The organism is Pseudoduganella sp. SL102 (assembly GCF_027856995.1).
GTDB lineage: Bacteria > Pseudomonadota > Gammaproteobacteria > Burkholderiales > Burkholderiaceae_D > Rugamonas > Rugamonas albidiflava.
On record NZ_CP115554.1, the window covers coordinates 6,890,954 to 6,909,787 of the forward strand.

An 18,834-nucleotide genomic window follows, 5' to 3' on the forward strand; every position below is an offset into this window, starting at 1 on the left:
GTCAGGCTCCGGGTGCAAGGAAGTTCGCTGCGAGCAGGTCGACGGCGCTGACATCGAAAGCGCGCTCGCCCAGCCAGACCGCGGCAATCACGGCGATCGCCAGCGAGCCGCCCGGCAGCAGCACGCGGCGATAGACGTGCGTGGCGCGCAGTGCGAACGCCAGCGGCAGGACCACGGCCACGATGGCCAGCTGGCCCAGCTCCACGCCCAGGTTGAAGCCGGACAGCGACGCCGCCAGCGCCCCGCGTGGCAAGCCCAGGTCGGCCAGCACGCCGGCGAAACCGAAGCCGTGCACCAGGCCGAACAGCAATGCCGCCGCCCAGCGCGGGCCCGGGATCACGGGCCACACATTGTTCAGGGCGGCCACCACGACGGAAGCGGCGATCGCCGATTCGACCCAGCGTGCCGGCGGCGCGACCACGCCCAGCGCGGCCAGTGCCAGCGTCAGCGAATGGGCCAGCGTGAACGCCGTCACCGTCTTCAGCACGTCGGTGGCGGCGCCCCGGAATGCCGGCACGTGCCGCCAGCCGCCCTCGCGCCGCACCAGCACGGCCGGCAGCAGCAGCGAGACGAGGAACAGCACGTGGTCGTAGCCGATCCAGATATGCCAGGCACCGTGGCGTACGTAATCGAAGAACTGGCGAAGCGCCTGGCTGGCCGTGTGTTCCCGCGCCAGCGGCACGGTCTGCACCGGCCGCTCGCCGCCAAGGATGGCGGTGCGGGCCATCTCGCCCTTTTTGCCCGCGCCGATGCGCAGCAGTCCGCGGTGCTGCGCATCGACATCGCCGAACAGCCGGTACGCGACGGTCAGTTCCTTCGGCGTGGCGGCGCACGTGCCGCGCAACGGCAGCACCGTGTAGGCACCATCGGTGTGGTGGTCGACCTGCTGGGGGCCGGCGGTGAGCGTGCACGGCACACCGCCGGCGGCGATGCTGAGCCGGGACAGCGCATAGGCCTCGATCGTGCCATGCCGGGCGCGCAGCTCGTCCCACGTCAGCCGGCCATCGCCGTCGCCATCGAGGCCCACGGCCATGTCGAGGTCGCGCAGCGCGATATCCCAGTGCCCTTCGATGCGGCTGCCATCCACGCGCAATACCAGGTAGCTGTCGCTGGGCTTGTGCGCGAAGGCCGGCAGCGCCTGCAGCAGCAGGAGCGGCAGCAGGAGATGAGAAAGAAGATGGAGCAAAAGCGGGAGCCTGGAGGGGGCGGCGAGAGTTGTCATGATGCCGTCTCCGCCAGCCGCGCGACGGTCACGTCCTGCAGCCCCTGCTCGCGGATCCAGCGCAGCACCGGCTGCAGCGCCGTCCGGTCGCGCGCCGCCAGCCCGGCTTCCAGCAGCAGGCGAGTATCGGCCAGCTCCTTCTGCACCTGCCAGTTGCGCTGCGCCAGCGCCAGGGCAGCCCGGGCATCGCCGAGCACGTGCAGCGTGAAGCGGGCCTGTTCGCGCAGGTGCACCGTGTCGCCGCGCAGCGCGGCGGCATCGAAACGGGCCTGCAGCTCGGCGCGCACCGGCGCCAGCGCCTCCTGCCTGCCCAGCGCGCGCAGCGCCAGCGCATGGCGCAGCAGCAGCGCGTCGTTGCGGTGATGGTCGCGCAGCAATGCCGGCACGTCGGCCGCGCGCCCCCGGTCCAGCAGGAAGTCGGCGTAGGCGCCCAGCAGGTAGCTGTCGGTGGGTGCCGCGCGCAACGCGGCGGCGAAGCGCTGCTGCGCCAACGGCACGTCGCCGCGCCGCGCCGCGAATTCCGCCAGCATGGTCAGTGCCCATGTCCGGGTGTCCGGCGCGGCATCGCCTCCACGCTCCAGGCCGAGGGCGAGCAGCCGTTCCGCGCCGCGCATCCGGCCCGTGTTGGCGCCGGCCACGGCCAGGCAGGCAAAGGTCTCCAGCTGGCCGGTCAGCGACGACAGCCTGGCGCAGCTGGCGACCGCGCCGGCGCTGTCGCCCTGCACCGCCTGTACCGTGGCCAGTGTCAGCCAGGCCTGGACGGCGCGCGGTTCGCTGGCCACGATGCGGCGCAGCTCGGCCTGGGCCTCGGTGAAATGGTGGCCGTTCTGCAGCAGCGTGGCGCGCAGCAGCCGTACCTCGTTCGGCGCGTCCGGCCGGCCCCACCAGGGCGCCAGCACCGCCTGGGCTTGCCCGTAATAGCGCGGGTCTGCGCTGCCGCGGCCCAGCGCCACGTAGCGCCGCGCCAGCGCCACCGCGGGCGCCGGGTCGCGCGGCGCCGCCGCCACGGCGGCCCGCAACGTGCGCAGGCCATCGTCCTGCCGCGGCAGTTCGGCGATGATTTCGTTGCCGGAGGCCGGCGTGCGCGGCGCCGCCGCCCCTTGCATCAGGGGCATCAAGGGCAGCAGCGCCAGCGCCGCGATAGCAAGGGGGCGTTTCACGGCGCGCCCCGGCTCAGTTCAGCACCTGCGGTTCCCGGTCGTCGACCGGGCTTGCCCCGCTCTCGACCGCGACCGGCTCGCCATCGGCATCGCGGCCGAGCAGGCCCTGCACGCTGGTGACGAAGGCATCGGCCCCGGCCACGGGGCCGGGGGCGGGAGGAGGAGCGGCCGGGCCCGCGCCGGCCGGCGAATCACCACTGCCGCCACCGCAACCGACAAGCAGCAGGGCCGCCACGAAACAAGCCGTCTTCATGGTGCTCTCCTTATGGCCGCGACGCGACCGATTGCGGCGAACCGGCGATCGGCGTGGTCAGGTAGGGGAACGCCGCGTCGAACGCGCCGTCATCCAGGTAGGCACCATCGGTGAAGCGGATCGCGCCGGAGGGCGCCTGGGCCGGCGCGCAGCCCAGGTTCAGCGTGCACAGCTTGCCCATCGCCACGCGCAGTTCGATATCGACCACGTCGTCGCCGGGCCGGCGGCCGTTCGGGAAGCCGGCATTGTCGCCGTCGATCACGCCAAGCCGTTTTTGCGCCCCTTTCGGTACCGGCGCGATGGCCGTGTTCAGCCGCAGCATCTCGGACGGCGTCACTTTCACGGGCTGGTTCAGGCCCGGCACGCCCGTCAGGAACACGGTCACCAGGTCATTGCGAGGGAAGTTCGTGGGCGCTTTCACGCCAGCGCTCGCGAACAGCGTTTCCACCAGGGCCGGCAAGGTGGGATTGGTCACGTAGTCGAGGAACTGCGTGTCGCCGTTGGGGCGGCTGTGGTTGAAGCGGTCCTTGTCCTTCAGGCCGATCACCACTTCGTTCACCAGCGGCATGCCCAGGCGCGACACCTGGGTCCAGGCGCCGCCCTCCTTGGTAGTACTGTTCAGGTTATTCGGCACCGGATTGATCAGCCTCGCCTGCGGCAAGCTGGCCGTGGTCCAGGCGCCGATGACGGGATCGGCGCCGCCGGCGGCCACCAGGCAGCTGGCCGCCACTTCCATGGCGATCGTCGTCACGTTCTTGTCGGCCAGGTCGTCGCGCGCGCTGCGCTCGGCGTTCGCGTCGAATTCCACCGCCGGCGACTTGTAGTTGACCAGGTCGAACGTTTCACCCAGGTTCACGGCGAACGGATCCTTGCGCTGGCCCACGAACATCCGCGCCGGCGTGTCGCAGCCCGGAATCGTCACGTCGACCACGTGCCGCCCCGCATAGCCGGCATAGTCGGGAATCGCCTTGTTGCCGATATTGTCGACCGGCTTGTCGAACACCTTCGCGCCGCTGGGGTTGCCGACGCGGTCCCGCGTGCCGGTACGCCGGTCGCCCCGCACCACGGTCACCGAGTAGGTTTCCCGCACGTTCAGGCCTGGCGGATTGACGTCGCTGATGGCCCCGCCATTGATGATCAGCGGAATCGGTACTTTCTTGCCGCCGACAACGAAGGCGTCGTTGCGGCTGGTATTGGCGAAGCGGAACTGGAACGTGATGTCTTCCTTGGCGTCGCCGTTGTTGTCGACGTGGATCTCGTACAGCGCATTGGGATCCAGCTGGAAGTAGTTCGGCCCGCCATAGGCGTCCTGCAGCGGCAGGTAGTTGGCCACCAGCGTGACGAATTTCTCGCGGCCGGGCTCGTAACTGCGGAACATGTAGAAGTCCGTCGCATCGGCGCGCGGCATGCCGGCGATGAACGGCGCTTCGCGGTGACTCGATGCCTGCGCCGGCAAGGACAGCAGCGCCAGTGCGAACGGCAGTGTAACGGGTAACGAACGTTGAATCAGGTTGACCACGATATTCCCCTTTATGTAGTGGAGACAGCGTGGCCTTATACGCACCGGCGCGCCGGGCGGATTCAATTATTTTTAATTTATTGTTTCATGCTCAGCAATACAATCGCCGGCGTGATTCAGCGGTACTTGTAGAGTGGCCTGGGGATATCGATCGGCCGGATGTCGAGCCGCACGTTGAGCACCGAATAGGCCTCGACCGTATTGGAAATGTAGCCGACCGTCTCCGGCGTCTTGGTGAAGCGGAATTCGAAGCCCACTTCCGGCGCCGTCGAGCGCGGGTTGCCGCTGGCGATGCCGATCGCCTCGCTCTGGTCGCTGTCGATCAGCCGCTCCATGATGTTGACGACGGCCTTGTTGCCGAGGATATCGTTGCTGTACACGGGACCGCGCAGCGCGGTACGGGCGGGGTCCATCCGGCCGCCGGCCTTGTCCGGCGACGGCGTGAAGCTTTGCGTGATGATGTTGAACTTGTCGCCCCGGTCGAGGTAACTGATGCGCACATTGCTGACATTGAAATCGGGCCGGCTGGTGTCGGTGACCGCCAGCGACAGGTCCATCAGCAGCGCTCCCGTGTAGCCGATGACTTCCACTTCGCGCTGGGCATTGATGACCATCGCGCTATCCTCGTCCACCCCCAGCCCCAGCTTGTAGTTCTTGGCCAGCATGACGGGGATCATCCGGGCGAAGCGGCCACGCACCAGCAGGTGCTGGTCGACGAACACGTCGTCGCCGATGAAGCCCAGGCCCGGGGCGATCTCCTGCCCGTCCTTGACGCCGCCGCGCAGCATCGCCAGGATCGCGTCGGGCCGGTAGAACATGGTGCTGCTCATGATGGCCGCGCCGGCGCTGGTGCCGGCCACCACGCCGCCGCGGCGGTACAGGTCCCAGATCGCCTCGAGCGCCAGGGTGCGCGTGCCGTTCTCGCGGATCAGCGCCTGCGTGATGCGGGCCTGGTCGCCACCGGCGAAGTACACGCCATCGGCCTTGCGGATCTTTTCCGCCAGCGCCGCATCGTCCGCCGCCTTGCGGTAGTCGCTGTTGGCCAGCCGCTGGGCCACCGGCACCGCGAATGGCTCGGCGCCGTATTTCTTCAGGTAGGCGATACTGGTGGCGGCGGCCCGCTCCGGGTTGCCCGATGCCGAGGGAAAGACGGCGATGCGGGCGCCCTTGCCGCCCGCCAGGCCGACGATCTTCTGCCACACATCGGCATTGTCGGCCCGCAGGCCGCCGCCGATGATCACCAGCGAACCCTTGGCCGCCGGCAGCGGCGCGCGCGACGCCGCCGGTTCCTCGGGCACCGGCGCCAGGGTCTGCGCCGTGGCTGCCGGGCTGGCCAGCGCTGCAATCATGACGCAAGCCGTGGCGAAACGCGTGGCGAGGCTCGCGGCGAGGTTTGGCTTCAAACCTGGCTTGAACCTTGGCTTGAACCTTGGCTTGAAACCTGGCTTGAAATCTGGCTTGAAGCCCGGCTTGGACATCGGCTCTCCTTATTTGAACGCGTAATTCACGCTGGCATAGAAGCGGCGGCCGCGCGGGTCCGTGTACGTAGGGTCGTAGCCTGACAGGAAGTGGTACGCCTGGTTCGAGTACGGCGGGCTGCGGTCGAACATATTCTGCACCCCCGCGCGCACTTTCAGCGCACGGCTCGCCTGCCAGGCGGCGGACATGTCCCACAGCGAGTAGGACGTCACGTGGTTCGGTTCCACCACGCTGCCGTCATCGATGTTGATCGCCGAATTCTGGTCTTCGTACGACGACGAGAAGGTATTCGACAGGCTGGCCGAGAACGGCCCCTTCTCCCAGTCGAACGTGATGGTGTGGCGCCAGCGCTGCACCACGCCGTCGGTGACGAAGCGGCCAAGGTTGCTGATGAACGGGTCGCCCGGCGCGGTCTGGATCTTCGAATCGATCACATAGGTGCCCGACAGCCGGCCGCCGAAGCGCCCGGCCGGCGTATCGACACCGTGCAGGTCGACCACCAGGTCGATGCCGCTGGCAACCTGCGCGCCGCGGTTCTCCTTGAACAGGTCGATGTACTCGATTTCATTGTCTTCGTCACGATGCACCAGGTCGCCATATTTTTCCAGGTTGGACAGGATGATGTCGTCGCCGATCTCGCTGATCAGGTTGGTGCGCCTGATCTTCCAGTAATCGATGCTGGTGGTGATGTTGCGGGTCGGTTCCAGCACCGCCCCGATCGAGTACTGGCGGCTGCGTTCCGGTTTCAGGCCAGGATTGCTGTAGCGCCGCGTATCCCAGTTGTTCGCGCAATCGGCGTAGTTGTAATCGAGTTCGGCGCACAGCACGGGATCGGGCAGCGTGGCCGTGACGCTGTAGACGGTGGGACGGTGCAGGTCGGTCATCGACGGTGCGCGGAAGCCGCGGCCCGCCGAAGCGCGCAGCATCGCCCATTTCACCGGCGTGTACGACAGGCCAAGCTTCGGGCTGAAGGCGCGGCCCACCGCTTCGTAATGGTCGTAGCGCGCCGAGAGCTGCGCCTGCCACTCTTTCGCGAACGGTGCCTGCAGCTCGCCGAACAGGGCGGCCACCTTGCGGCTGTCGTGCGTGGCGCGCCCGCCTTCCGGGGCGGGATCGTCGTTGATGTTGTCCGTCAGGAGCAGTTCGGATGGCGTGAAGTCGGTCTTCTCGCGGCGCCATTCGCCGCCCACCGCCATCGCCAGGTCGCCGCCGGGCAGCGCCATCAGCGTGCGCGTGGCCTTGAAGTCCACCGAATCCATCACGCCCCTGGCATGGCGCACCACGTCGTTGACCTGGATGCTTTCCAGGTACGCCCTCCCTTCCGCGCCCGATGGCCCGAACGGATTGATCAGGCCGGCCGAGATGCCTTCGATCAGTTCGTTGTACAGCACATAGCCGTGCGTGTCCCGGTCCTTCACGGTGTTCACGCTATGGTTGTAGGCCACGTCGTAATCCCATTTGCCGAAGGTGCCGTTCACGCCCACCACGTAGCGCTGGCCGATGCTCGTCAGCTCGCTGGTGCGGTTGCCCGCCTCCAGCAGGCGCATGCGCAGCTGCAGCATGCGGTCGCCATCTTCCGAATTTTCCAGCCCGGTCCCGGCCAGCGCCGGCACCAGGCTGTAGTCGATGTCGCCGGTGACGCGGGTCGACGAGCCCACGTAGCTGGTGCGTGCCCGGCTCAGCATCACTTCGCCGTACAGCTGGTGGCCGCCGCCCAGGTCCAGCACGCCGCGTGACAGGAAGCTTTGCTTGGCCGACTTCGGGTACAGCTCCGTGTCGCGCATGTAGTCGTAGGTGCAGGCATCGATGCCGCCGGTGCCATCGGGCAGGTACAGGTTGGCCGGCGAATTGCATTGCGGGATCGACAGGTTGATGGTCTGGTTCGTCAGCTCGCGTCCGCCCACCGTGAAGCCGATCGAATTCAGGTAATCGCGCTGGTCCCGCGACAGCCGGATGTTCGCCGGGCTGGTGTAGCCGGACAGCAGGTGGCCCAGCCGCTCGGGAATGCGCAGCCCGCCGATGAATTCGCGCTGCGACGAACGCAGCGCCTCGGTTTCCTGCGCATCGAAGGTGGCGAACACGTTGTAGCCATCCTTCTGCAGGTCGCCGATGCCGCCGCTGATCGTGGCCTGCCGCTTGGCCGCGCCGCCTTCGTCGGTGCCGCCGCCATAGGCACCGAGCTCGATGCCCTGGAAATCCTTGCGCGTGATGAAGTTGATCACGCCGCCGATCGCATCGGTGCCGTACAGCGCCGATGCGCCATCGAGCAGCACTTCGACGCGGGCCAGCGCCGCGGCCGGGATGTTGTTCAGGTCCACGCCGGTATCGTCGCCGGGGGATGCGAAGTTGGCCATGCGCCGGCCATTGAGCAGGACCAGCGTGGACGAGGTGCCGATGCCGCGCAGGTTGGCGCTGTTCATGCCGCGCTGGTCGACGCCGCCCACATTGATCGACACGCCGTCCGTCAGCCCGCCCACGTTGGCGGAAATGCGCGTCATCAGCTCCGCCGCGGTGGTCACGCCGGCCTTGTCGATTTCCGCGCGCGTGACCACCTGCACGGGCAGCGGTGTTTCCGATTCAATCTGCTTGATCGCCGAACCGGTGATTTCCACGCGCGGCACGCTGTTCCCGATGGCCGGGTCCTGCGCCCATGCGGCTTGCACCGCCAACGCCATGACGGCGCCGGCGGCCAGCCGCCCATGCAGGCAATGACGAACTTTATTTTGTGTTTTCTGGTGGTGAGGCTTGCCCATCGTTCCCGCTCTCCGATCGATCATGTTTTTCTGCCAAAATTGACATTCGCGCGCTAATGTACGCAGGTCGGCGGCAAAACTCAAACGTGCTCGGGGTGGGCGTGGTGCACAAACGTCGTTCAAGGTATCGGCGCCGCATCCATCCGCGCCGGGCTTTCGATCACTTCAGGTAGCGCTCCGGCAGCGGATTGCCATCCGTCTCGGCCTGCCACACGAGCGACTGCACCCACCAGCGCTTGCCGTCGTTGACCAGCTGGATGCTGTTGATCCCGCGCTGGAACGGCCTGGCCTCCTCTTTCGCATGGCGCGATTCGTAGGTGGAGAACACGTGGGCGATCTGGCCGAACTGCTCGCTCTTGCGCGCCAGTTCCGATTCGAAGAAGCCCTCCTTGGCGAACAGCGGCGTGACTCGGGCGATGTAGTCGTCCACCGACAGCACGCGGGTAGTGAACACGCCTTCCCGGTTCCGGCCATGCACGATCATCTTGCCATCGGGGCGGAACAGCGCGCGCAGGCGGTCCCAGTCGCGCGCCTTGCCGGCCGGGCCGGAGATCGTGTCGTACAGCGCGGCGATCACGGAATCGACGCTGGCCACGTCGGCAACGATGGCGGAAGCAGGGCTGGAAGGGCTGGTAACAGGGCTGGAAGCGGCGGCGGCGGGCGAGGCGGCCGGGGGTGCCGCCCTGGCCGCGGCGGGCTGCGCAACCGCGCTTGCGGCCATGCCGGCCGAAGCGGCGGACAACACGAACATCGCGATCGACTTCTTCATCGTGGGCTCCTGTACTCAAAAACACAACAATAGCACCGGCCGACAAAAGGACGGAAGGGCGCCAACGTTGGCTATAATCGCCGGATTACCTGGACCTCCCTAATCATGACTGAACAACTCTCCAAAAAAGGCGAGGCCTGGTCGGCCCGCTTCTCCGAACCCGTTTCCGATCTCGTCAAGCGTTACACCGCCTCGGTATTCTTCGACAAGCGCATGTGGAAAGCCGACATCGAAGGCTCGCTGGCCCACGCTGAAATGCTGGCCGCGCAGGGCATCATCCCCACCGCCGACCTGGAAGCGATCCGTGGCGGCATGGCGCAGATCACCGCGGAGATCGAAGGCGGCCAGTTCGAATGGCTGCTGGACCTGGAAGACGTGCACCTGAACATCGAGAAGCGCCTGACCGAACTGGCCGGCGATGCCGGCAAGCGCCTGCACACGGGCCGTTCGCGCAACGACCAGGTGGCCACCGATATCCGCCTGTACGTGCGCTCGGCCATCGACGACATCACCGCCCTGCTGACCCAGCTGCGCAGCGCCCTGGTGGACCTGGCCGAACAGCACGCGGAGACGATCCTGCCGGGCTTCACGCACATGCAGGTGGCCCAGCCGATCACCTTCGGCCACCACATGCTGGCCTATGTCGAGATGTTCGGCCGCGATGCCGAGCGCATGGCCGACTGCCGCAAGCGTGTCAACCGCCTGCCGCTGGGCGCCGCGGCGCTGGCCGGCACCACCTTCCCGATCGACCGCCTGCGCGTGGCGCAGAGCCTGGGCTTCGACGACGTCTGCCACAACTCGCTGGACGCCGTGTCGGACCGCGACTTCGCCATCGAATTCACGGCCGCCGCCTCGCTGATCATGACGCACGTGTCGCGCATGTCGGAAGAACTGGTGATCTGGATGAGCCCCCGTGTCGGCTTCATCGACATCGCCGACCGCTTCTGCACCGGCTCCTCGATCATGCCGCAGAAGAAGAACCCGGACGTGCCGGAACTGGCGCGCGGCAAGACCGGCCGCGTGTACGGCCACCTGATGGGCCTTCTCACGCTGATGAAGGGCCAGCCGCTGGCCTACAACAAGGACAACCAGGAAGACAAGGAGCCGCTGTTCGACACCGTCGACACCGTGGTCGACACGCTGCGCATCTTCGCCGACATGGCCGGCGGCATCACCGTCAAGCCGGAAGCCATGCGGGCCGCCGCGCTGCAGGGCTATGCCACCGCGACCGACCTGGCCGACTACCTGGTCAAGAAAGGCCTGCCGTTCCGCGATGCGCACGAAGCCGTCGCGCATGCGGTGCGCACCTGCGTGGACGCGAACTGCGACCTGGCCGACCTGTCGCTGGAGCAGCTGCGCGCGTTTTCCCCGCTGGTCGGCGAAGACGTGTTCGAGGTGCTGACCCTGGAAGGTTCCGTGGCCGCGCGCGACCACGTGGGCGGCACCGCGCCGAACCAGGTACGCGCCGCGATCGCGCGCGTGCGTGCGCAACTGGCCGGTAACTGACCGATGGCCGGCAAGCAGACCACCCGGGGAGTCACGGCCATGTAAGCGATCGCCCTCGTCACCGCATCACCTAAGCATCTTGGGCGCCAGAGCAGCGCCCGCTAATAAAAGCAAAGGAGACAACGATGTTGATGGCAATATCCCGGGCAATCGATGAACTGAACGACAGGATCGCGGCGGCGGTGTCATGGGCCCTGCTTGCCGCGGTGCTGGTCTGCGCGGCCAACGCGCTGATCCGCTATACGTTCAATGCCAGTTCCAATGCTTGGCTGGAGATCCAGTGGTACCTGTTCGCCGCGGTCTTCATGCTGGCCGCGCCGCACACGCTGCGGCGCGACGAGCATGTCCGCATCGACGTGGTCGTCGGCCGCTTTTCCCGCCGCACCCAGGTCTGGATCGACCTGTTCGGCTTCTTCCTCTTCCTCCTGCCCATCTGCTGCGTGATCCTGTACTACGGGATTCCCTTCGCCTATGAATCGGTGCGCAGCGCCGAGATGTCCAGCAATTCCGGCGGCCTGATCGTGTGGCCGGCCAAGATCCTCGTACCGGTCGGCTTCGCGCTGATGATCCTGCAGGGAGTGTCCGAAATCATCAAGCGCATCGAGTACCTGCTCGGGCGGCTCGACGAGCGCGCCTTCGTCAAGCAGGCACCGACGCCGCAGCAGGAAATCGACGCCATCAAGCAAGCCAACCGGATCGACTGAGGAAGCACGGGACATGGAAGCATTCATCATCGCCAATATCGCGCCGATCATGTTCGGCACCCTCGTGCTGTTCCTGCTGTGCGGTTTCCCGGTGGCCTTCGCGCTCGCCGCCAACGGCCTGTTCTTCGGTTTCGTGGGCATCGAGCTGGGCCTGCTGAAACCGGAACTGCTGCAGGCGCTGCCGAACCGGATCTTCGGCATCATGGCCAACGACACGCTGCTGGCCATCCCCTTCTTCACGCTGATGGGCCTGATCCTGGAACGCTCCGGCATGGCCGAGGACCTGCTCGACACGATCGGCCAGCTGTTCGGCCCGATCCGCGGCGGCGTCGCCTTCGCCGTGATCTTCGTCGGCGCGCTGCTGGCCGCCACCACCGGCGTGGTCGCCGCCTCGGTGATCTCGATGGGGCTGATCTCGCTGCCCGTGATGCTGCGCTATGGCTACGACAGGCGGCTGGCCTCGGGCGTGATCGCCGCTTCCGGCACGCTGGCCCAGATCATCCCGCCATCGCTGGTGCTGATCGTGATGGCCGACCAGCTGGGCCGCTCGGTGGGCGACATGTACAAGGCCGCGTTCATCCCCGGCCTGCTGCTGACGGCGATGTATGCCGGCTACGTGGCGGCGGTCGCGATCTTCCAGCCGCACAAGGCGCCGGCCCTGCCGCTGGAGGCGCGCAACCTGCGCGAACCGAACGGCGATTCGGGCGTGCGCTCGCTGCTGGTGCTGCTGGTGACTGCGGTGGCGGCATTTTACGCCTTTGCTTCCTGGTACGAGCTGCACCACCCGGAGGCGCACCGCGATGAAGTGGGCATCTTCGCCGCCGCGCTGGGCATCGTCGGCGCGTTCCTGTTCGCGCTGGCCAACCGCTACCTGAAACTGGGGCTGCTGTCGCGCATGGCCGAGAAGGTGGTGTTCGTGCTGATCCCGCCGCTGGCGCTGATCTTCCTCGTGCTGGGCACCATCTTCATCGGCCTGGCCACGCCGACCGAGGGCGGCGGCATGGGCGCCGTGGGCGCCCTGGTGCTGGCGCTGATGAACCGGCGCCTGACCTGGCCCCTGCTGAAGCAGGCAATGATGTCGACCACGCGGCTGTCGTGCTTCGTGATCTTCATCCTGATCGGCTCCACCGTGTTCGCGCTCGTGTTCCGTGGCGTGAACGGCGACCTGTGGGTCGAACACCTGCTGACCAGCCTGCCCGGCGGCTCGACCGGCTTCCTGATCGCCGTGAACATCCTGTTCTTCGTGCTGGCGTTCTTCCTCGATTTCTTCGAACTGGCCTTCATCCTCGTGCCGCTGGTCGGCCCGGTGGCGGAAAAGCTGGGCATCGACCTGATCTGGTTCGGCGTGCTGCTGGGCGTGAACATGCAGACTTCGTTCATGCACCCGCCGTTCGGCTTCGCGCTGTTCTACCTGCGCTCGGTGGCGCCGAAGGCGGTGAAGACGTCCGACATCTACTGGGGCGCGATTCCCTTCGTGTGCATCCAGGTGCTGATGGTCGTGCTGATCATCGCCTTCCCGAAACTGGTGTCCGTGGAAACCCGTACCGACATGACCGAGGAAGTCGAACTGAAGATCGACGCCCCTGCCGACTACGGCTCCCCTGCGGAAGAACCGGCGGAAGGCGAGGCGCCGCAACTGAACTTCTCGACGGACGAGCCGGAGAAGAAGTAGCGTGCCGCTGGCGGAAAAACGGTGACAGTCACCATTTGTTTTGCAACATTTCCTGGAAAATGGTGACAGTCACCGTTTTTGACATTTCCTGGAAAATGGTGACAGTCACCGTTTTTGATGCAACTAGTGCTGCACGAGGCTGGCCAGCACGGCGAATGCGGCGCCGGTGTGCTGCCGCTCGAGGATCAGCGTCAGCTCCGTGTGCGTGGAAATCAGGTTGACGAGGTTGACCTTGTCCCACGCCAGCTTCTTCAGGATCGCGTGGTAGATGCCGGGGGTGCGGTGCGAGTCGGCGGTCAGCTGCAGCGTGACGGCGTCGAGGTTTTCCAGCCGCGCCAGCAGGCATTCGCCGTCGAACACGGCTTCCACCAGCGGGATCAGCGGGCGGCTGCAGATCACCATCGCTTCGTTGACGCCGCGCGTGGCGGTCAGGAACATGTCGCCGCGGCGGCCGGCCTGCGCCAGCAGTTCGCGGTGGCAGTGGTCGATGCGCGGCGATTCGCGCCACGTCAGTTCGACGAGGTCGGTGCGCGCGGTCAGTTGCCCGGTGCGCCGGGCCAGCAGGATTTCCCGGGTATCGTCGCAGCCCTGCCCCGGCAGGCGCTCGGCCAGGCGCCGCAGCGCCATCACCACGGCCGCCTGGCCGACAGGTTTCCACAGGTCGCTCTCGAGCTGCGGCTGCAGCTGGCGCGCCAGTTCCGACAGGTTGATGAGGCCACGGCGCAAGCCCTCGCTGAGGAAGGGCGACTCCATGACGATGCGTTCTACTCTGGTAGCGATGGACAGCATGGCTCCACACCCGCGAGGGCGCTCCTTGAAATGGCATGCGCGGTGCCACCGCCGGACATGGCGGATCGCACGAACGCGCGGAAAGTGAAAGGAAGCGGCGAAGGCCTAAGCGGGTGGCGGGAGCGGGGGCGGGCGGCGAGGAGCCAGGGTGAAGCGGCGGTGTGATGGCATGGTCATGGTTGTGCGTCCCTGAATGTGCTCAGCGCTTACTGATGATGTGTACCTTCCCGGTGCGCTGTTATCGTTGGCCCGGCAGGCATGCGTGGCTTGCCGGTGCTGTGGGTAGTGTAAAGCGAATTGTTGCGCAGGCGTGAAAAAGCACGCCACAATTCGCGACCGTTGCATGGCGCCGACAAGGGCGCCAATCGTGCGCCGCGGCACGTACGTTCGTGCCTGAAAGAATGTCCCATTCTTAACAAACGGGAGCTCAGCGACTCATTTCGGAAGATTTTTGACATGCGATGTGCCGGTTGCATAGTGTCGCGTTCACCCGCGGTCACAGCGGGCCTGTCACTCACATTGGAGAAGAAATGAACCTTCGCTTGAGCATCCTGGCGGCCGCAATCGCCATCCTTCCCTTCGGCGGCGCCGCGGCGCAATCTCGCGGCATCCTGCCCGACAGCCTGATGGCCGCGCCGGCCCAGGAAATGACTGCCGCCGCCAGGGCCGGCCTGGAAAACCGGCTGGCGTCGCGCCGTGCCGCCGCGGGCCTCGATGAAGACCATGGCTTCAAGGTGGGCCGCCAGCATCCCGGCACGCAAGGCACGCGTATCGTGCGCGCGCAGCATACGTGGAAGGGCCTGCGGGTATTCGGTTCGGAATCCGTGGTGGTCACCGACGACGATGGCGAGATCGTTAGCGAATCGGCCTCCAGCCGCCGCGAAGGCCTCGACGGTTCGCGCGCCACGGCGGCCAGTGCGCAGCCGGCACCGGACGTGGCGCCGGCGATCTCGAAGGAAGACGCCATCGCCAGCGTGGTACGCCGCGTCGCGCCGGTGGGCAAGCACCGCTGGAAGCCGGAAGCGGAACTGCTGATCTACCCGGTGATGAAGACCGTGCGCGTGCCGGGCGCGGAAAAGAAATCCGAGGCGGCACTGAACGCGCTGGATGTGGAAGAAGTGGTCGAGCGCTATGCGCTGGCCTACCTGGTGCAGACACGCATGGCCGTCAACAAGAAGCTGGTGTACCGCGACAGCATCGTCGACGCGCACACGGGCGAGCTGATCGCCGAATGGGATGCGCTGCAAACGGTGGCCGGCACCGGCAAGAGCCAGTACAACGGCACGGTGCCGATCAATACCACGCTGTCGGGCAGCACGTACCAGATGCTCGACGGTTCGCGCGGCACCGGCGGCCGTTACGGCGGCATGGCGATCACGAACGCGAACCACAGCCCGGAAACGAATCCGAACCCGGGCAGCATCTACACGAACACCACGAACACCTGGGGCGATGGCCAGCAGTACATCAACGGCGGCAGCACGACGAATGCCAACGGGCAGACCGCGGCCGTGAATGCGCTGTGGGGCCTGATGAACACCTACGACGCGATGAAGAACGTGCTGGGCTGGCAAAGCCTGGATGGCAACGACACGTCGACCTACATCGCCGTCCACGTCGACAACCAGTACGACAACGCCTTCTTCGAGCCAGGCTGCAAGTGCATGTACATCGGCGATGGCGGCAGCACGTTCTACAACCTGGGTTCGATCGACGTGATCGGCCACGAGATGCACCACGGCGTGACGGACGCCACGTCGAACCTGATCTACTCGGGCGAATCGGGCGGCTTGAACGAATCGTCGTCCGACATCGGTGGCGAGATGACGGAAGCCTACGCGCGCGCCGGCGGGACGGGCAGCGTGATCCCCGCCACCGGCAACGATTGGGTGATGGGCCGCGAGATCAGCCGCTCCGGCCAGCCGCTGCGCTACCTGTACAAGCCGAGCAAGGATGGCAGCAGCCCGAACGCGTGGACGTCGTCGCTGAGGAACCTGAACGTGCACTACAGCTCCGGGCCGAACAACCGCATGTTCTATTTCCTGTCGCAGGGTTCCAACGCTACCAGCAGCAGCGAGTACTACAGCGCCTACCTGACGCAGCAGCCGCGGGCGATGACGGGCATCGGCAACGACAAGGCCTTCCGCATCTGGTTCAAGGCGAATACGACGAAGCTCACGTCGTCGTCCAACTACGCCGATGCGCGCGCCAAGATGATCGCCTCGGCCGAGGAACTGTATGGCGCCGGCAGCCGCGAAGCCATCGCCGTGAAGCGCGCCTATGCGGCGATCAACGTGGGCACGGACGTGGCCGAAAGCGGCGGCGGCGGCACCTCGCTGGCGATCGCCACGCAGCCGGCCGGCATGACCGTCTCCGCCGGCGGCACCGCGCGCTTCACCGTCTCGGCAACCGGCGGTACCGCGCCGTACAGCTACCGCTGGTACCGCAACAATGCGCTGGTCAGCGGCGCCACGTCCGCCGCGTATTCGTTCACCGCGCAGGCCACCGACAATGGCGCCGTGTTCAAGGCCACCGTGACCGACTCGGCCTCCACGCCGGCCACCGTCACGTCGGGCAATGCCACGCTGACCGTCAGCGGCACCGGTGGCGGCGGCACGGGCAGCGAACGGGTGACCAACGGCGGCTTCGAATCGGGCGCCACCGGCTGGGCCGGCAGCACTGGCGCCATCGGCACCTTCTCCGGGCAGACGGCGTACGAAGGCAGCCGCTACGCCTGGCTGGGCGGCAACGGCCGGACGACGACCGAAACGCTGACGCAGGACATATCGATCCCGGCGACCGCCACCGCCGCCTCGCTGACGTTCGCGCTGCACATCGACACGGCCGAATCGGGCTCCACTGTCTATGACCGGTTGGCCGTCACCGTGAAGAACACGTCCGGCACCACGCTCGGCACCTTGGCCACCTACTCGAACGCCAACGCCGCCGCCGGCTACCAGGTGCGCACCTTCAGCCTTGCCGCCTACAAGGGCCAGACGGTGCGGCTGTCGTTCGCGGCGACCGAGGACAGCTCGCTGCAAACCTCGTTCGTGGTCGACAAGGTGAGTGTGGTAACCCAGTAATAGTTTCCTGAAACTGCCATCAAGTCGGGGGGTAGCAGGGGTTTCGCGGAGCATGCTCCGCGCCTGCGAAACGGTGCAGGCTTGCAAGCCTGCACTCCTCCCAGTCCCATAGGAGGGACAGTCCCCCTGGGAGGGACAGTCCCCATCTTTTTTACAACAGTTCTGCAAGGCACTGCTAAGATGCCCGCTTCTTTTCGAGGAGGGAACATGGGCATCGGAGGAAACACCATCGAACAGGCACTGGCGGCGCTGTCGAACATGACAGCGGGCGCAGTGGCCATCGGGCGCGAGGAACACGTGGCGCGCATCGCCAGGGCGCAGGCGTTCATGCGCGCGCAGGGCATCGCGGCACTGTGGCTGAACGCGGGCACGAACCTGCTGTATTTCACCGGCATGAAGTGGCACCCGAGCGAGCGGATGGTGGGCGCGGTCCTGCCGGCAGAGGGCGCGCTGGCCTACCTGGCGCCGGCCTTCGAGGAAGCCACGCTGCGGGATTTCATGGTGGTCGATGGACCGATCCACACATGGCACGAGCATGAAAACCCGTGCGCCCTGTTCGTCGACACCCTGCGGGCGCTGGGCATCGAGCCGGGTGCACGCATCGGCATCGATGAAAGCACGCCCTTCTTCACGTCGGACGGCATCCGCCAGCAAGCCCCGGGCTACCTGCTGGAGAATGCACGGACGGTGACGGCTCACTGCCGCACCCGCAAGTCGCCGGCCGAGATCGCGCTGATGCAGCGCGCCAAGGACATGACGCTGGCCGTGCACGTGGCCACCGCCAGCATCCTGCGCGAAGGCATCACGACCAGGGAAGTGGCCGACTTCATCGATCTTGCGCACCGCAAGGTGGGCGCGCCGGCCGGCTCATATTTTGTCATCGTGCTGTTCGGCGAAGCCACGGCCTTCCCGCACGGCGTGTCGTACGTGCAGACGCTGAAGGACGGCGACACGGTGCTGGTCGATACCGGCTGCAAGCTGCACGACTATATTTCCGACATCACGCGCACCTACGTGTTCGGTACGCCGAGCGAGCGCCAGCGGACCGTGTGGAATGCGGAGAAGGCTGCGCAGCAGGCCGCGTTCGATGCGGCGCAGCTGGGCGTGCCGTGCGAGGAAGTCGATGCGGCGGCGCGCCGCTCGCTGGCGGCGGCCGGCTTCGGCCCCGGCTACGCCCTGCCCGGCCTGCCGCACCGCACGGGCCACGGCATCGGCCTGGATATCCATGAATGGCCGTACCTGGTGGGCGGCGACAAGACCCCGCTGGACGTGGGCATGTGCTTCTCGAACGAACCGATGATCTGCGTGCCGGGCGAATTCGGCATCCGCCACGAAGACCACTTCTACATGACGGAAAACGGGCCGCGCTGGTTTACCCGGCCGGCCCGCTCGATTGACAACCCCTTCGACGATCCGTCCGGTCTACAGGGCCAGTGACCGGTCCTTCATGCGGTGGAAGACGCAATGCGGCAGCGCCGCGTCGAAATCGCCATCCGGCCGCTGGCGCAAGGTGACCCGGTTCGCATCCCACCGGCGCCAGCGCGGCGCCTTGTGGACGAACAGCGCTTCATTGCCGGCGCCGTCGCTTGCGATGAATCCCAGGTCAGCCAGCTGGGCCAGCAATGCCGTACGCGCTCCCGCCGGCACCACGCCATGCACGGGCCGGTACTGCTGGACTCCCATCACGATGCCTGTCGTCGTTCCGGTCACGACGGGAAGCACGAAGTTGGCATAACCAAGCCAATGGCCCGCCAGCAGCAGGCCGCCGATCACGGTCAGCAGGAGCATGCCCAGGATGGCCAGGTCACGGCCGGTGGCGTACGGATAAATCCCGGCCCGCTCCTTGCGGAACAAGGCGTTGGCCGGATAGCTGGAGCAGGTGGTAGCAGTCATCCTTGCATCATACTATCTTCGGCCACGCCGAA

Annotated in this window: 14 protein-coding genes; 5 read left to right on the forward strand and 9 right to left on the reverse strand. The window is 66.6% G+C overall.

Translation table 11 applies throughout. The features are described 5' to 3' along the window. Position 1: 1 nt before the first annotated feature. The 7 genes from OU994_RS29175 to OU994_RS29205 all read right to left on the reverse strand — a co-directional run bounded on the left by OU994_RS29175 (position 2) and on the right by OU994_RS29205 (position 9,155). A complete protein-coding gene (locus OU994_RS29175; protein WP_281608738.1) occupies positions 2-1,222 on the reverse strand; it encodes a HupE/UreJ family protein in 1,221 nt (406 codons plus the stop codon). After that, a complete protein-coding gene (locus OU994_RS29180) occupies positions 1,219-2,382 on the reverse strand; it encodes a lipopolysaccharide assembly protein LapB (protein ID WP_281608739.1) in 1,164 nt (387 codons plus the stop codon). Before OU994_RS29180 ends, OU994_RS29175 begins: the two co-directional genes overlap by 4 nt. 13 nt (positions 2,383-2,395) lie before the next feature. Continuing rightward, complete coding sequence (locus OU994_RS29185) at positions 2,396-2,635, reverse strand: hypothetical protein (RefSeq protein WP_281608740.1); 240 nt, start codon at positions 2,633-2,635, stop codon at positions 2,396-2,398. A 10-nt stretch (positions 2,636-2,645) separates the two neighbouring features. Continuing rightward, positions 2,646-4,145: a DUF4331 domain-containing protein gene (locus OU994_RS29190; RefSeq protein ID WP_281611750.1), complete on the reverse strand. Its 1,500-nt coding sequence runs from the start codon at positions 4,143-4,145 to the stop codon at positions 2,646-2,648. A 125-nt stretch (positions 4,146-4,270) separates the two neighbouring features. Further along, positions 4,271-5,503, reverse strand: coding sequence for a cyanophycinase (locus tag OU994_RS29195; RefSeq protein ID WP_281608741.1), 1,233 nt, complete (start codon positions 5,501-5,503; stop codon positions 4,271-4,273). Between the two features lie 138 nt (positions 5,504-5,641). Beyond that, positions 5,642-8,386: a TonB-dependent receptor gene (locus OU994_RS29200; protein ID WP_373922637.1), complete on the reverse strand. Its 2,745-nt coding sequence runs from the start codon at positions 8,384-8,386 to the stop codon at positions 5,642-5,644. A gap of 160 nt (positions 8,387-8,546) precedes the next feature. Continuing rightward, the gene (locus tag OU994_RS29205) at positions 8,547-9,155 is read right to left on the reverse strand and encodes a hypothetical protein (RefSeq protein ID WP_281608743.1); all 609 of its coding nucleotides are present in this window, start codon (positions 9,153-9,155) and stop codon (positions 8,547-8,549) included. Between the two features lie 105 nt (positions 9,156-9,260). Between OU994_RS29205 and argH the strand changes: the two genes are divergently transcribed. The 3 genes from argH (at position 9,261) to OU994_RS29220 (ending at position 13,037) form a co-directional block, all read left to right on the forward strand. After that, on the forward strand, positions 9,261-10,661 hold the full coding sequence (gene argH / locus OU994_RS29210) for an argininosuccinate lyase (RefSeq protein WP_281608744.1): 1,401 nt from the start codon (positions 9,261-9,263) through the stop codon (positions 10,659-10,661). Positions 10,662-10,792: 131 nt separating this feature from the next. Beyond that, entirely contained in the window at positions 10,793-11,365 is a 573-nt protein-coding gene (locus tag OU994_RS29215) for a TRAP transporter small permease subunit (RefSeq protein WP_131148839.1), read from the forward strand. Between the two features lie 13 nt (positions 11,366-11,378). Then, positions 11,379-13,037, forward strand: coding sequence for a TRAP transporter large permease subunit (locus tag OU994_RS29220; RefSeq protein ID WP_281608745.1), 1,659 nt, complete (start codon positions 11,379-11,381; stop codon positions 13,035-13,037). Between the two features lie 123 nt (positions 13,038-13,160). On the opposite strand, the gene OU994_RS29225 is transcribed toward OU994_RS29220, so the two are convergent. Further along, positions 13,161-13,826, reverse strand: a complete 666-nt coding sequence (locus tag OU994_RS29225) for a hypothetical protein (RefSeq protein WP_131143877.1) — start codon at positions 13,824-13,826, stop codon at positions 13,161-13,163. Between the two features lie 530 nt (positions 13,827-14,356). On the opposite strand from OU994_RS29225, the gene OU994_RS29230 reads away from it, so the two are divergent. Continuing rightward, positions 14,357-16,909, forward strand: coding sequence for a M4 family metallopeptidase (locus tag OU994_RS29230; protein WP_281608746.1), 2,553 nt, complete (start codon positions 14,357-14,359; stop codon positions 16,907-16,909). 207 nt (positions 16,910-17,116) lie between these two features. After that, positions 17,117-18,346 (forward strand): Xaa-Pro peptidase family protein, encoded by a 1,230-nt coding sequence (locus tag OU994_RS29235; RefSeq protein ID WP_281608747.1) that lies wholly within the window; start codon positions 17,117-17,119, stop codon positions 18,344-18,346. Here the strand turns inward: OU994_RS29235 and OU994_RS29240 are convergent. Beyond that, the gene (locus tag OU994_RS29240) at positions 18,332-18,802 is read right to left on the reverse strand and encodes a hypothetical protein (RefSeq protein WP_281608748.1); all 471 of its coding nucleotides are present in this window, start codon (positions 18,800-18,802) and stop codon (positions 18,332-18,334) included. The two genes, OU994_RS29235 and OU994_RS29240, sit on opposite strands and share 15 nt — an antisense overlap. Positions 18,803-18,834 lie beyond the last annotated feature (32 nt).